At 58.4% G+C, this 14,167-nt stretch carries 11 protein-coding genes and 1 tRNA gene; 7 read left to right on the top strand and 5 right to left on the bottom strand.

What is annotated here, in order from left to right:
• Nucleotides 1-109 precede the first annotated feature (109 nt).
• A complete protein-coding gene (locus tag N7578_RS19000) occupies nt 110-1,033 on the top strand; it encodes a DUF930 domain-containing protein (RefSeq protein ID WP_422646733.1) in 924 nt (307 codons plus the stop codon).
• Nucleotides 1,034-1,045: 12 nt separating this feature from the next.
• Here N7578_RS19000 and N7578_RS18995 read toward each other — a convergent pair whose 3' ends face one another.
• Complete coding sequence (locus tag N7578_RS18995) at nt 1,046-3,601, bottom strand: HWE histidine kinase domain-containing protein (protein WP_311111787.1); 2,556 nt, start codon at nt 3,599-3,601, stop codon at nt 1,046-1,048.
• Between the two features lie 233 nt (nt 3,602-3,834).
• Here N7578_RS18995 and N7578_RS18990 point away from each other — a divergent pair, with 233 nt between their 5' ends.
• Together N7578_RS18990 and N7578_RS18985 are read left to right on the top strand one after the other, a co-directional pair.
• Nucleotides 3,835-4,257 carry a secondary thiamine-phosphate synthase enzyme YjbQ gene (locus N7578_RS18990; protein WP_311111786.1) on the top strand — a complete coding sequence of 141 codons (423 nt, stop codon included), beginning with the start codon at nt 3,835-3,837 and terminating at the stop codon, nt 4,255-4,257.
• Nucleotides 4,258-4,403: 146 nt separating this feature from the next.
• Entirely contained in the window at nt 4,404-4,745 is a 342-nt protein-coding gene (locus N7578_RS18985; protein WP_311111785.1) for a hypothetical protein, read from the top strand.
• A gap of 195 nt (nt 4,746-4,940) precedes the next feature.
• On the opposite strand, the gene N7578_RS18980 is transcribed toward N7578_RS18985, so the two are convergent.
• Nucleotides 4,941-5,684 carry an SIMPL domain-containing protein gene (locus tag N7578_RS18980; RefSeq protein ID WP_311111784.1) on the bottom strand — a complete coding sequence of 248 codons (744 nt, stop codon included), beginning with the start codon at nt 5,682-5,684 and terminating at the stop codon, nt 4,941-4,943.
• 281 nt (nt 5,685-5,965) lie between these two features.
• Here N7578_RS18980 and N7578_RS18975 point away from each other — a divergent pair.
• Nucleotides 5,966-6,041 (top strand) — tRNA-Ile (locus N7578_RS18975).
• A 215-nt stretch (nt 6,042-6,256) separates the two neighbouring features.
• Here N7578_RS18975 and N7578_RS18970 read toward each other — a convergent pair.
• Both N7578_RS18970 and N7578_RS18965 read right to left on the bottom strand, forming a co-directional pair.
• Nucleotides 6,257-6,616, bottom strand: a complete 360-nt coding sequence (locus tag N7578_RS18970) for a hypothetical protein (RefSeq protein ID WP_311111783.1) — start codon at nt 6,614-6,616, stop codon at nt 6,257-6,259.
• A gap of 201 nt (nt 6,617-6,817) precedes the next feature.
• Complete coding sequence (locus tag N7578_RS18965; protein ID WP_311111782.1) at nt 6,818-7,447, bottom strand: porin family protein; 630 nt, start codon at nt 7,445-7,447, stop codon at nt 6,818-6,820.
• Nucleotides 7,448-7,782: 335 nt separating this feature from the next.
• Here N7578_RS18965 and N7578_RS18960 point away from each other — a divergent pair, with 335 nt between their 5' ends.
• A complete protein-coding gene (locus tag N7578_RS18960) occupies nt 7,783-8,235 on the top strand; it encodes a hypothetical protein (RefSeq protein WP_311111781.1) in 453 nt (150 codons plus the stop codon).
• Nucleotides 8,236-8,316: 81 nt separating this feature from the next.
• Complete coding sequence (locus tag N7578_RS18955) at nt 8,317-8,877, top strand: dual specificity protein phosphatase family protein (protein WP_311111780.1); 561 nt, start codon at nt 8,317-8,319, stop codon at nt 8,875-8,877.
• A gap of 24 nt (nt 8,878-8,901) precedes the next feature.
• Here the strand turns inward: N7578_RS18955 and N7578_RS18950 are convergent, their stop codons facing one another.
• Nucleotides 8,902-10,161 carry an AGE family epimerase/isomerase gene (locus tag N7578_RS18950; RefSeq protein ID WP_311111779.1) on the bottom strand — a complete coding sequence of 420 codons (1,260 nt, stop codon included), beginning with the start codon at nt 10,159-10,161 and terminating at the stop codon, nt 8,902-8,904.
• A 178-nt stretch (nt 10,162-10,339) separates the two neighbouring features.
• On the opposite strand from N7578_RS18950, the gene metH reads away from it, so the two are divergent.
• Nucleotides 10,340-14,113: a methionine synthase gene (gene metH / locus N7578_RS18945; RefSeq protein WP_311111778.1), complete on the top strand. Its 3,774-nt coding sequence runs from the start codon at nt 10,340-10,342 to the stop codon at nt 14,111-14,113.
• Nucleotides 14,114-14,167 lie beyond the last annotated feature (54 nt).

Raw genomic sequence — 14,167 nt, 5'->3', positions numbered from 1 at the left:
GCACTGGCGAACTTCGTGACAAGGCTTATGTGTAAGGCCGTACAGGATTCGGGCGTGAGCGATGCAAGAGAATGTGCCAGCAAGCAAAAGGCGGGTAGGGGGGTGGGCAATACCTGCCTCCGTGCTGCTGCATCTGCTTGTGGTCGGAGCTTTCTTTTTTCAGTTGCCTGAACGGATGGCCGAACCGCAGGAGCCGGAAAGTATCAGCGTCGATCTCGTTCCGCCGCCTGAAGAGCAGAAAGCGGGCGAGGAAAAGCCGGAGGGGCAGCAGCAAGCTACGGAGGAACAGGCCAAGGAAGAGCCTCAGCCACCGCCACCGCAACCTGCCGCCGAAGAGACGCCTCAATCGCCACCGCTGATGCCGACCCTGCCGTCGATTGCGATGCGGCCGGAGGAGGCGCAAAACGATCCGGTCGATAAACCCGGCAAGGTCGAGGAGCCGGAGAAGGCGGACGCGGAGCCAGAAACACCGCCGAAGCCCGCCACCGAGGAGAAGACCGAAGAGGCCCGGAACAGCGATCTGGCGTCCCAGTCTGAGGATGGCGAGATCGCCGCATCCCTCGCGCCGACCGAAGATGCGCCGCCGGAAAAGCCACCGGTGCCGGAGCCGAAACCCGTGGAAGACAAGCCTGCCGACGACGCTGCCAGGCAGAATGCCGAGAAGCTTCCGGCGGCAAAGAGCGTCTTGTCTTCAACGATGTTATCGCCAGCGCAAAGGCGGCATATGTTCGGAGAGTTGCCGCCGAGGCGACGCATCGTACAGCTTTGCAGCAGCGAGGCGATCGCGCAGGTTCAGAACGCCGGGTTTGCGCTGCAGGGCATGGTGCCCTTTTCGGATAAAGGTGGCCTGATTTCAGACAACAGGCTCGACGCGACGGGCGGCGCTTTCAATGTCGGCAGTCAGTGGCACGATATTTCGTTCCAGTGCGAAGTCGACGTTGAAAACTACGCCGTGACAGCCTTTCGCTTCAAAATCGGTGGCGCCGTTACAAAAGCCGATGCGGCAAAGCGAGGGCTGGCCGCACTGCGCTGATGCCCCTTCTGTTCAGGCTCTTTCCATGCTGTCGATCAACAGACCAATGCCGGACATCAGGGCGTCCTCGTCATAGGGCTTGCGGATGATCGGAGCGCTGGAGAATTCTTCCGGCACCATGACGCCATCGGCATAACCGGTTGCAAACATGAAGGGGATTCCGCGCCTGTGCAGTTCCTTGGCCACGGGAATGGATGTGTCCGAGCCGAGGTTGATATCCAGGATGGCGATATCCGGCAGATAGGCTTTCAGCTTTTCGATGGCCATTGCCGATGACGTTGCAGTTTCGATGCGTTCGATGCCGTTGTTTTCGAGCATGTTCTCGACATCCATGGCAATCAGCATCTGGTCTTCCACAAGCAGTATTTTCAATGCTTCCTCCCGATCATGGATTTTCCTCGAACCGGATATTTCACTCCTTGTCGGCGGTGACAGAGAGGACATTTTCACGGATATGTTGCGTGCAGGCAGGATCAGCTCAGCCTCAAGCCCGTCCAGGTGGTAGCGGATGCTGCTGCGCCCGCCAAGATCATAGGGAATGCTGCGGCTGATGAGTGCCGTGCCGAACCCGGCACGCGATGGCGCGGCCAAGGGGCCGGACAATGTTTCACGCCACAGAATGCGGCAATCATGGTTGCCGTCCATTTCCCAGCTTATTTCCAGGCGGTTGCCGTTGTGCGGAGAAAGCGCCCCATATTTGGCCGCATTCGTTGCCAGTTCGTGGAGAACGAGCGCCATCACCGAGAACGCGCGGGAATCCAGCGTGATCTCGGGACCGTTCAGCAACACGACGGTCGCCGGAGAGCGATGTGGCGTGAGTTCCGCTTCCAGCAGGTCGCGAAGAGCACCGCCACCTTCACCGCGGATGATCTGGTCGTGGGCGAAGGACAATGCCTGAATGCGGCCTTTGAGGGCCGCGACATATTCCTGCAGCGTCTTGCCGTCCTGTGAGGGATTGCCTACGAGCGACTTGATGATCGCCAGAATGTTCTTGACGCGGTGGTTCAGCTCCTCGTTCAGCATGCGCTGGCGCACTTCGGCCCTGTCGCGTTCGCCCGCCATCAGTTCGCTGTGCTGGAAAGCAACCTCGACCAGCGCGATCCTTGCCGCCTCGGCAATTTCCCGGTCCGATTCTGACCATGGTTGCGCCTGTAGACTGACCGTTTCCTTCCAGATGGCAAAGCTCTTGCGCGGGGTCAGACGGTCGCCCATCGGTCCCGTTTCATAGGATTTTTCCGGGTTGCCCGCCCAGTTCAGCGTCTGGACGATTTCCTTGCGGAAAAACAGGAGATAGTCGTTCTTGACCTGCGAAAGCGGGATCGCCAGCACCCCGGCGGCAAGATGTGCATAGGGTTCCGCTTCGGGTATTGCCTGTGAAAGGGCGTGGGTTGCCCAGACCTTGTTTTCTGCGACGGAAGAAACGAAGCGGGCGAGGCGGGGAATGGCATTGTCCGGTGGAACGCTGCCGTGGCCGTGCCAGTTTTCATTCACCCACAGCCCGACGCCATCGCAAGGCATGAGGTCGGAGAAATCCTGAAAGCTATCGACCAGCAGCTCCTCGATATTGGAGTGGTGAGCGGCAAGGCGCAGAAAACGGTCCAGCGCGCCATGGGCCTGATTGACCGTATTCAGGCGCCGCTTCTGCTTGAGAACCTGGAGATGCATGGAGAAGAATTCGCCGAACATTTCTGCGGCAATCCTGACCTGCATGGACAGGATGCGCGGCGAATAGTGATGGCAGGCAATCAGCCCCCATAAGGCACCGTCCACGATAACGGAAATGGACATGGAGGCCGCGACACCCATGTTGCGCAGATATTCCAGGTGAATTGGAGAAACGCTGCGCAGATGGGCGAAGGAGAGGTCAAGCGGCTCCCCTGACGCATCGAGCGCCGGAAGAACGGGAACACGAGTACCCCGCGCATCGGAAATGATGCGCAGCGTGTTCTTGAGGTAGAGGGTTCGCGCCTGCTGAGGGATATCGCTGGCGGGAAAGTACTGGCCGAGGAAGCTTTCAAGCTCGGGTTGCTTGGCCTCCGAAACAACCTTTCCGGAGCCGTCTTCCTCGAAGCGGTAGATCATCACCCGGTCATAACCGAGCGTCGCCTTTATCAGTCGTGCTGTTCTTGATATAAGACTGTCGACACTGTCGGCCTCGCGAATTCGGTCTACCATCTTGCGGGCCGTGCCGAGCGGCTGGGCTTCGGAGCGTGACGGCTCGAATTCCACGATCGTGACCGACTTGTGCCGGTGAAGTGCAATATCGAAGATTTTCCCGCTGCTGGTCTTGATGCCGGGCAGCAGCGACGGGCGGATGGATCTGCCCGTTACCGTGAGTGCATTGCGCAGATCATGCGTGAGCTTTGCACCAAGCACCTCTTCCGCGGACCTGCCATTGATGTTTCCTTCGAGGCCCAGCATCTCGGCGCAATTTTCCGAGTGCCGAAGCGTGACCCGCATGGCAGTGTCGAAGGCGATCAGACAGCCATGCGGCTGAATATAACCGGGAATGTGGATGGGTTCTTTGTCGCAGTTCGTCAGATCGACCTGATAATCCGTGGATGCCATATGTCAGTCTTTCGCATCCGTTTTCGTTGCCGGATACAAAGACTGAACCCGTTCTCCAGGGGAGGGGATTTTATCATTCATGAGCATCTGTTGTCCTTCCCCTTTATGCAACACGCCTGCTTGCCGGATGGCTTATCCCGCGATTACAGACGTGCCGATGGTGGTCTACCCCCAAATAATGGGATGTAACGTCCTTAACGTGTGTTTGGTTCCCGATATATGAAGGAAATAATGTGCCTCAAAAGAAGACGACTATTCTTACGAAAGGGCAGGGGCTGTACGAGTTCACCGCAGAGGCTAGACGGTTCGTCAGTGAAAGCGGCATGGACGAGGGGCTGTTGACCGTGTTCGTTCGGCACACATCCTGTTCGCTGCTGATTCAGGAAAATGCCGATCCGGATGTGAAACGGGATCTGAGGTTATTTTTCAGCCGTCTCGTTCCGCCTTCAAGCGATGCGTCGATGCGCTGGGTCAGTCACACGCTGGAGGGGCCAGACGACATGCCAGCGCATATCAAGGCGGCTCTGACAGCCGTTTCGATCGGGATACCCGTCAGCGATGGGAAGCCGATACTTGGTACCTGGCAGGGGCTTTATCTTTTTGAACATCGCGATCAGCCGCATCGCCGCGAAATCGTACTTCACCTTTCTCCATAGGTGCCGCTGCTTCGCTCACAACTCCTGCGGCAACCATGAACCTTCGCTGAATATGCGGTTCTGACTCCGTTCAGGCGCTGGATCCTATTGTCTCCTCAATCGCTGGACAGGTTATCTGTCGGCGGAAAAGCGAAACGGAGTGAATCATGTTCAGCACTTTTACGAAAGCCGGTCTTGCAGCGCTTATCGCCTTCGGTGGAATTTCCGCAACGGCCTCGGTCGCATCGGCTGGTCCTGATGTGCAGTTTAGTATTCAGGTTCGTGACGGCTACCACGGCGATGCGCGTCATGGATGGGGCCGTCCGGATGGCCCGCGTCGCGGTTGCGCACCATGGCTTGCGGAAGAAAAGGCAAACCGCATGGGCCTGCGCCGTGCTCGCGTTGTCGATATGTCGCCGCGTCGCGTCGTTGTCGCCGGTTTCGACCGCCACGGCCGTGATCGCGTGGTATTCGCCAATGAGCGTGGTTGCCCGGTTATCCGCCGCTAATCCGGCGCCGTTCATGAGGAATTGATCCGCAGAACCATCCCCGTCCCCCTCATGCGGATCAAATGGATCGCCCCGTCTGGCAAAATGTCAGGCGGGGCGTTTCCGTTCGTGGATATACGGCATGCGTGGAGCCATAAAAAAGGGAGGCGACAGGCGCCTCCTTTCGGTTTCACTTTGCCGGAGCAGACGTCCCTATTACTGTTCGAGGGAGAAGGTGACGTTGACGACCACGCTGTAGTTGTTTTCGCCGGATGTGATCGGCACGCTATCGGCTTCCTTCATCATCGAGGCGCGCATCGCGCCCTGGGGCATCGGCATCGGGCGGGGTGTGTTTTCAGTGATCTCAATCACGCGGCCGAGTTTCACCCCTGCTGCTTCGGTCAGGGTTTTTGCCTTTGCCAGCGCGTCGGCGACCGCCAGTTTGCGGGCTTCCGTCACCGTTGCTTCGGGCTTGTCGTTGGTAAAGGAGATATCGCCGCCCTGGTTGATGCCGAGCTTGACCGAGGTGTCGAGGATTTCACCCAGTTTCTTGAGGTCGCGTACACGCACCGTCAACCCGTTGCTGACCTGATAACCGGTGATTTCGGGGGCGACGTAGACGCCATCCTTCGGCTCGTAGTGCTTGTAAAGCGGCTGCACGGAAAAATTGCTGGTCTGAAGATCGCGGTCTTCGATGGCCGACGCCTTCAGCGCCTTCAGAACTTCAGACAGCGCCTTCGAGTTTTCCGACAGGGCCGCAGCGGCGGTTTCCGCCTGCTTGACGACGCTGAAACTCAGGATCGCCATATCCGGTGCAACTGCTGACTGACCTTCGCCAGAAACGCTGATCGTTGCTTCTTTCGTGCCTGCTTCCTGCGCAAGCGCTGCGCCGGCAAGCGGTATGATGGTTGCTGCGGTGAACGCGGTCAGGGCGAAAAGGCGGACCGTTTTTGTCATCATGATGTTTCCTCGTTGATCGTGTCTCTGCGCTGAAGCGCGTCACGGTCTGTCAGATCAGCTCCCCGCGCGTCAGCTTTTTATTTGTCGTATGCCGTTCTCACAAAACCGCTGCAGACTTTTGCGCGACATTCTCCAGCTATTGCCAGAGATTGTGAAGCTATTACGGCAACCTTCTGTTGCGACAGCATGAATGGCTTGTCGGCTCAAGAAATATGGGTTAGAGCGTGACCCGCCGGTTTTGAACCATTGCGAAACCGGTGCTTCGGACTGCTGTTCCGAAAGGGCCTGTAGCTCAATGGTTAGAGCCGGCGGCTCATAACCGCTTGGTTGGGGGTTCGAGTCCCTCCGGGCCCACCATTTATCCTTTTACCCTTCGCGAATCTGAGCACGTGTTTTTCGGCACTCCGGTATGTGCGAGTGGCTGGCTTACGGTCGGTCTTTTGCAGGCAGCGTAGAGCCTTCAATGCACCGCCTCCCTCGGACTTGCGCGGGGTGTGATGGCTGGCGAGAGGGTGATTTTTATCGGGGAGGGGGCCGGCCAGCCTTGGGCTGACCGGTCAGTAACGTGCGGGTCAGTTGCAGACGCGCATGGTTTCCATGTGCCAACCACCGTCATAGGAGTTGGGAACGCGGCGATCTTCGTACCAGCAGCGTGGACGCGGCGGCGGTGGCGGCTCGTAATAGCGCGGTCCGCTGTTGTTGGCGATCGCGCCGCCGATGAGGCCGCCGATAACACCTGCTGCCAATCCACCGGCAATGGCTGCGCCATCGTTGTGGCGGCGATGTTCACGGTGTTCCCGGTAGGGCGGGGGAGGCGGGCCGCCACGGTCGTAGCGCGGACGATATTCCTGCGCGGCAACCGGCCCATAGGATACGAGGATGCTGCCGGTGGCGACGAGCGCGGCAAGGGTCGAAAGAATCACTTTTTTCATCAGGGCTACTCCATAAGCCTGCGTCAGGAGATAGAGGCTCATTATGCCCGGATGATGGCACGAACCTGCTGAACCGTTTGTGAATGGTTGGTTGTTTGCATTTCATCTGCGGCAAGACCGTGCCGGTATCTCTAAAAGCCATCCGACCGTAAAAAAGCCCGACTGATGCCGGGCTTTGTGGTTGCATGCCGTTAAGACAGATCAGAATTTCACACCTAGGCCTACCTTGATGGTGTGCTGGTCGAGATCCGTGTTGATGCCGAGGACATCCTTGTCGCTGTAGTCGTTGAAGCGATATTCGATCCGGGCGAACACATTGTCGGTGAAGGCATAGTCAAGTCCCGCACCCACGGTATAACCGTTGAAGGTGGTGCTGTCGTTGCCTGCAGGCGTGTCGATGAAGCCGCGCGTCCCTGTCCAGCCCGCTGTCGCATAGATCAGGGCGTGATCGAAGGCGTAGCCAACGCGACCGCGAACGGAGCCTTGCCAATCGGTGCCGATTTCCGTTCCAGCGTAATCGTTGTCGTTCCAGTTATAGTCGACGTCACCTTCGATACCGAGAACGAAGTTGTTGTCGAACTGATAATTGTAACCGGCGAAAACGCCGAGAATACCGCCATCGAAATTATCAGACGCTACGGGCCCGCCGGCGGAGAAATCCCCGTTCGCCCAGCCAGCCCCACCCTGAATACCGAGGTATGGGCCGGACCACGTAAAGGTCGGAACCACTTCCTGCGCCACAGGTGGCGTGGGTGTTTCGTAAACGGCATCCGCGGCCATTGCCGTGCTTGCCGCCAAGGCGAACAGTGATGATGCGATCAGCGTTTTCATTGTTTATCTCCCTGAGCTGACGAACCTCTATATCATGTATTAGGCGCATTTAATATGGGTTACGGGAGGTGACAGCCAAGGCCTGAAGTTGACGCCCGTTGCCGGATCCCTGAATGTGTACCGACGCGCCAACGTTTTCGTGCGCGATTTGGTTCCGGTTTTGTCGGCGCTACGGTCCAAGGAGCTGGTTCAGGTGTCGTTATTGTCACGCTAGGTTGTCTTGACAGCTTGGAGATCGCCCATAAGTTTGCGGCAAATATTTCGCCATCGTTGGCGACGATGTGGCACGGGAGGAGCAAGCGGGTGAAGTTTGATTCAGGTCGAGGAGGATCGGCGTGATTTTTGCTGCCGTCCTCAGCGCGCTTCTTCTGATGACGCTGATCGCCTTTCCGAGATATCTCAAACCTGCCGTTCTGTGCCTCGGGCTTGTGTGGGGAACCACCGCCGCTTTCGTCATGTATGACTGGTTTCAGGGTGGTAAGAGGCTCGAACATGTCATCGCAACAGCGGCGCTCGATACTACATGCTCCGATCCGGCATCGCCTTTGCGCGTCACGATCCGCAACGGGAACAGCGTTGCCGTGACGCATCTCACCTACACGCTTGAGGGGTTCGAGCCGGGATTTCGGGTATCCGTGGTTTTCGAGCCCTACCAGGCAAGCAACGTGAGGATAGAGCCCGATGGCACCTTAACGGTTTGCCGGGCATTCAGGCTGCGTAACAATGAGCGGGTGGAGCCGAGCAGGCTCGAATGGCTGGTAACGATCAATTCAGCAGAGTTCGACTGAGGTCTGTCCGTTTCGACTTGTTTTCGCCCGCTTGGGGTGGCACTCCCCGATCCGTCCGTTGAATTTGAGTGGGTTTGAGTTTTGCGTTCCGTCCTCGGGTTTCTGAAAATCGCTGCCGTTGCGTCTGTCGCCTTGCCTGTTCTGGCGGGTGCGCATATGGGCATCGGCCAGCTGACTGGCAATTTCCACGAGGTCCTTCCAGGAGAGCTGTACAGGTCGGCGCAACCGAGTGGTGAGGATATCGCATCCTACGCCGGGAAACACGGTATCAAGACCATCATCAATCTGCGGAACGAGAAGCGTGAGGCGTGGTACGAGGCCGAAAGCGCCGCCGCGCAGGAACACGGTATCCGGCTTGTCGACTATCCGCTAAGTTCCAGCGAAAAGCTTCCGGTGGAGGAGGCGGAAATGCTTGCTGCGGTCATGCGCAATGCGGAAAAGCCGATCCTGATTCATTGCGAGCATGGCGCGAACCGGACGGGGCTCGCCTCGGCGATCTATGTCGGTGCTGTAGCCGGAAAAAGCGAGGCCGCAGCCGAATTCCAGCTTTCGCCCTATTACGGCCATGTCCCTGTTCGCGGGATTGGCCGTTATGAGATGTATCAATCCTGGGATGAGTTTGAAGAAACTCTCGGGTTCTGAATGTGGCCTTAGCGGGCAGACGGCTCAGTACGAGCCGCCGTTTTCCGCAATGACTTTCGTCAGGCTTCCCGTTGCCGGGAAGAGCGGGATGAGGCACGCCTGAAGTGCGTGATAGATGTCGCCCTTGCCGGGGAACAGTGTACGCGCCGGAACAAGGTTTTCCGTCAGTTCCTCATGCCAGCCGCCGTTCTGATGGTCGAGGAAGTTGTTGGCGATCGTGCTCCAGATGCGGCGATAGCTGTCTTCGTAGAACCCGTCTGCGGGAAGGTTCTCGTTGAGGAAGTGCGCCGCACCCGCCGCCTCGCACATCGGCCACCAGAGCTTTGCCGTCTTGTCGGGATTATCGTTCCAGTCGAGCGTATAGAAAAAGGCGCCTTTTTCGCGGTCCCAGCCGAGCGCCATGGATTGTACGAACAGCGATTTGGCCGCGACCGGCATCCAGTCGTGCCTGCGCTCGCCCAAGACCCACAATTGCAGCAGCAGGCGCGCCCATTCCAGCCAGTGGCCGGGGGTCGAACCGGAGGGGCGGAACATCTCGTTGCCGCGATAATTCTTGTCGAGCGTCCAGTTCTCGTCGAAATGTTCTGGGACGCGGAAATCCAGTTCACCCGCGCAGCGGCGGATGATGAGGTCTGCGATGCGCTCCGCCTTGGTGAGGTAATGGGTTTCGCCGGTTGCCTCATGGGCCGCCATCAGCGCTTCCGTCAGATGCATGTTGGAGTTCTGGCCGCGATAGGTGTCGATGGGCGACCAGTCGCGGTTGAATTCTTCTGCGATGGCGCCGTGTTTGTCTTCCCAGAATTTCGTTTCGAGAATTTCGGTAATGTCCGCCAGCATCCTGTCGGCAAGCGGATGGCCGACGGTTTTGGCCGACGATGCTGCAAGCAGCACGAAGGCGTGACCATATCCCTGCTTCGTTGCATCAACCGGGCCGTTATCGTTTACCTGCCAGAAGTAGCCGCCATGTTCGCCATCGCGATGGTTGTTCCAGAGGTATGTCATGCCGTGATCGACGATATCGCCGCAGCCCGGACGCCCCAGAAGATGGCCGATGGAGAAGCAGTGCACCATGCGCGCCGAGGCGTGGATGCCACGCACCGGGTTGTCAGGCTGCAAGGGAGCGCCCTTGCCGTCGAGATCATGGAAGCCGCCTGCCGGGTTGATGGCGCGGTACTGGAAGAAATCGAAAAGCCCTTCTGCCTGCTTGACCAGCCATTGGCGGTGCCATGGCAACGTGTTCCAGTTCTGGTTCTTGCGGTCATCGTCAGGCATTCGGTCCTCCATACTGATTGCTGTTTCGGCTTATATCCTTGCCTTATAAGCCTGTCATCTGTCAGGGAAATTTCGTAGTCTCCCGCAACCGCGCAAAGTCATACCTGTGCATTGAAGATATATTGACATAAACATATCTTTATGTGACTTGACGCGTTGCGATCTGCAAATCGAAATGAGGAGTGTGCCCGTGTTTGACGACCTGTTCGGCCCGGAAGGTGCAAAGCGCGACGGCGCGGAAATCATGAAGGCGCTGCGTAAGGCTGCCAGTGAGCGGATTCTCATTCTCGATGGTGCAATGGGAACGCAGATCCAGGGACTTGGTTTCGATGAGGACCATTTCCGTGGTGATCGTTTCATTGGCTGCGCCTGCCATCAGAAGGGCAATAACGACCTTCTGATCCTGACCCAGCCGGATGCCATCGAAGACATTCATTATCGTTATGCGATGGCCGGTGCTGATATTCTCGAAACCAACACCTTCTCGTCGACGCGCATTGCGCAGGCCGATTATGAGATGGAAGGGGCTGTCTACGATCTGAACAAGGAAGGTGCCGAGGTTGTGCGCCGCGCCGCGTTGCGGGCAGAGCGCGAAGATGGCAAGCGCCGTTTCGTGGCTGGCGCCATCGGCCCGACCAACCGTACGGCTTCCATTTCGCCGGATGTCAACAATCCGGGCTACCGCGCCGTGTCCTTCGACGACCTGCGCATTGCCTATGGCGAGCAGATCGACGGCCTGATAGACGGCGGTGCCGATATCATCCTGATCGAAACGATTTTCGATACGCTGAACGCCAAAGCGGCGATCTTCGCCTGCGAGGAGCGCTTCGAGGCCAAGGGCATTCATCTGCCGGTGATGATTTCCGGCACGATCACCGATCTGTCCGGCCGTACCCTTTCCGGCCAGACGCCATCGGCCTTCTGGAATTCCGTGCGCCACGCAAGCCCGTTTACAATCGGCCTGAACTGTGCGCTGGGTGCCGACGCGATGCGCCCGCATCTTCAGGAACTGTCGGATGTCGCCGACACTTTCATCTGCGCTTATCCGAATGCCGGTCTGCCGAACGAATTCGGCCAGTACGACGAAACGCCTGAGATGATGGCGCGTCAGGTCGAAGGTTTTGCGCGCGATGGCCTCGTCAACATCGTCGGCGGCTGCTGCGGCTCGACGCCGGAGCATATCCGCGCCATTGCTGAGGCGGTGAAGGGCTACAAGCCGCGCCCGATCCCGGAACATAAGCCGTTCATGTCGTTGTCCGGCCTCGAACCTTTCGTGCTGACGAAGGAAATCCCCTTCGTCAACGTTGGCGAGCGCACCAACGTTACCGGTTCGGCCCGTTTCCGCAAGCTCATCACCGCTGGTGATTATACGGCGGCGCTGGCGGTTGCCCGTGATCAGGTCGAGAACGGCGCTCAGATCATCGACATCAACATGGACGAGGGTCTTATCGATTCCGAAAAGGCGATGGTCGAGTTCCTCAACCTGATTGCCGCCGAACCGGATATCGCCCGCGTTCCGGTGATGATCGACAGCTCCAAATGGGAGATCATCGAGGCTGGCCTGAAATGCGTTCAGGGCAAGTCGATCGTCAACTCGATCTCGCTGAAGGAAGGCGAGGAGAAATTTCTCCAGCAGGCGAAGCTGGTCCGCAATTACGGTGCGGCCGTCGTCGTCATGGCCTTCGATGAGGTCGGGCAGGCGGACACCTACGCTCGCAAGGTGGAAATCTGCTCGCGTGCCTACAAGCTGCTGACCGAGAAGGCAGGCCTTCTGCCGGAAGACATCATCTTCGATCCGAACGTGTTCGCTGTGGCGACCGGCATCGAGGAACACAACAACTATGGCGTGGACTTCATTCAGGCCACGAAGACGATCCGCGAAACCATGCCGCTGACGCATATTTCCGGTGGCGTTTCGAACCTGTCCTTCTCGTTCCGCGGCAATGAGCCGGTGCGCGAAGCCATGCATGCCGTGTTCCTTTTCCATGCGATTCAGGTCGGCATGGACATGGGCATCGTCAATGCCGGTCAGCTTGCCGTTTATGACAACATCGATCCTGAGCTGCGCGACGCCTGCGAAGACGTGGTGCTGAACCGCCGTGAGGATTCGACCGAGCGGCTGCTGGAAATCGCTGAACGTTTCCGTGGTGCCGGTGCAAAGGAAGCCAAGGCGCAGGATCTTTCCTGGCGCGAATTGCCGGTCGAGAAGCGTCTGGAACATGCGCTGGTGAACGGCATCACCGACTATATCGAAGCCGATACGGAAGAGGCGCGCCTTGGGGCTGCGCGGCCGCTGCACGTTATCGAAGGTCCGCTGATGGCGGGCATGAACGTCGTCGGCGATCTGTTTGGCTCCGGCAAGATGTTCCTGCCGCAGGTGGTGAAGTCCGCACGCGTGATGAAGCAGGCGGTTGCCGTTCTGCTTCCCTACATGGAAGAGGAAAAGCGCCTGAACGGCGGTTCCGAACGCAGCGCAGCCGGCAAGGTGCTGATGGCGACCGTTAAGGGCGACGTGCACGATATCGGCAAGAACATCGTCGGCGTGGTTCTGGCCTGCAACAATTACGAGATCATCGATCTCGGCGTCATGGTTCCGACCACAAAAATCCTTGAGACGGCGATTGCCGAAAAGGTTGACGTTATCGGCCTTTCCGGCCTCATCACCCCGTCGCTGGATGAGATGGTGCATGTGGCGGCTGAAATGGAGCGTCAGGGCTTCGATATTCCGCTTCTGATCGGCGGGGCGACGACGAGCCGCGTTCATACGGCGGTGAAAATCCATCCGCGCTACGAAAAGGGGCAGGCGATCTACGTTACCGACGCCTCGCGCGCGGTGGGTGTCGTGTCTGCGCTTCTGTCGAATGAGCAGAAGCCCGCCTATATCGATGGTATTCGCACCGAATATGCAAAGGTGGCCGAAGCACACGCACGTAACGAACGCGAGAAGCAGCGTCTGCCGCTTGCCCGCGCCCGCGAGAATGCCCAGAAGGTCGACTGGTCCGCGTATCAGCCCGTCAAGCCGCAGTTCTTCGGAACGAAGGTGTTCGAAACCTACGATCTGGAAGAGCTGTCGCATTATATCGACTGGACGCCGTTCTTCCAAACGTGGGAATTGAAGGGCCGCTTCCCGGCGATCCTCGACGACGAGAAGCAGGGCGAGGCGGCACGGCAGCTTTACAGCGATGCGCAGGCGATGCTGAAGAAGATCATCGAGGAGAAGTGGTTCAGGCCGCGTGCCGTGATCGGTTTCTGGCCTGCCAACACTGTTGGTGACGATATCCGCTTGTTTACGGACGAAAATCGCAGCGAAGAACTGGCGACCTTCTTCACGCTTCGCCAGCAGCTTTCCAAGCGCGATGGACGCCCGAATGTGGCGCTTTCCGACTTCGTGGGGCCGGCAGACAGCGGTGTTGCCGATTATGTCGGCGGCTTCGTGGTTACTGCGGGTATCGAGGAAGTGGCAATCGCCGAGCGCTTCGAGCGGGCGAACGACGACTATTCGTCCATTCTAGTCAAGGCGCTGGCCGACCGTTTTGCCGAGGCTTTTGCCGAACGCATGCACGAGCGGGTGCGCACCGAGTTCTGGGGCTATGCGCCACAGGAAAACTTCAATGCCGAGGAACTGGTTGCCGAAGCCTATGCGGGTATTCGTCCCGCGCCAGGTTATCCCGCTCAGCCCGACCACACAGAAAAGAAGACGCTGTTCTCGCTGCTGGATGCGACCAATGCCACCGGCGTTGAACTAACGGAAAGCTACGCCATGTGGCCCGGCTCTTCCGTTTCCGGCATCTACATCGGCCATCCGGAGAGTTATTATTTCGGCGTGGCGAAGGTGGAGCGCGATCAGGTTCTGGACTACGCCCGCCGCAAGGACATGCCGGTGGTGGAGGTTGAGCGCTGGCTTGGGCCGGTTCTGAACTATGTGCCGACGAACGCCGAGGAAGAGATCGACAGCGCGGCCTGACGACTTCAACGGCCGTCACTTGTCATCAAATGCAAAAGGCGCGGAGTGATCCGC

Source organism: Agrobacterium tumefaciens, from assembly GCF_031801495.1.
GTDB lineage: Bacteria > Pseudomonadota > Alphaproteobacteria > Rhizobiales > Rhizobiaceae > Agrobacterium > Agrobacterium tumefaciens_K.
Note: the sequence above shows the minus strand (reverse complement) of the source record. Positions and strands in the feature narration are given on the sequence as shown.

Bases quoted from the DNA above. Each gene is read 5' to 3' on its own strand.
- N7578_RS18995 (WP_311111787.1), bottom strand. From the start codon at position 3,601: ATGGCATCCACGGATTATCAGGTCGATCTGACGAACTGCGACAAAGAA.
- N7578_RS18985 (WP_311111785.1), top strand. From the start codon at position 4,404: ATGTTCAGCACTTTTACGAAAGCCGGTCTTGCAGCGCTTATCGCCTTC.
- N7578_RS18980 (WP_311111784.1), bottom strand. From the start codon at position 5,684: ATGATGACAAAAACGGTCCGCCTTTTCGCCCTGACCGCGTTCACCGCA.
- N7578_RS18970 (WP_311111783.1), bottom strand. From the start codon at position 6,616: ATGAAAAAAGTGATTCTTTCGACCCTTGCCGCGCTCGTCGCCACCGGC.
- N7578_RS18965 (WP_311111782.1), bottom strand. From the start codon at position 7,447: ATGAAAACGCTGATCGCATCATCACTGTTCGCCTTGGCGGCAAGCACG.
- N7578_RS18950 (WP_311111779.1), bottom strand. From the start codon at position 10,161: ATGGAGGACCGAATGCCTGACGATGACCGCAAGAACCAGAACTGGAAC.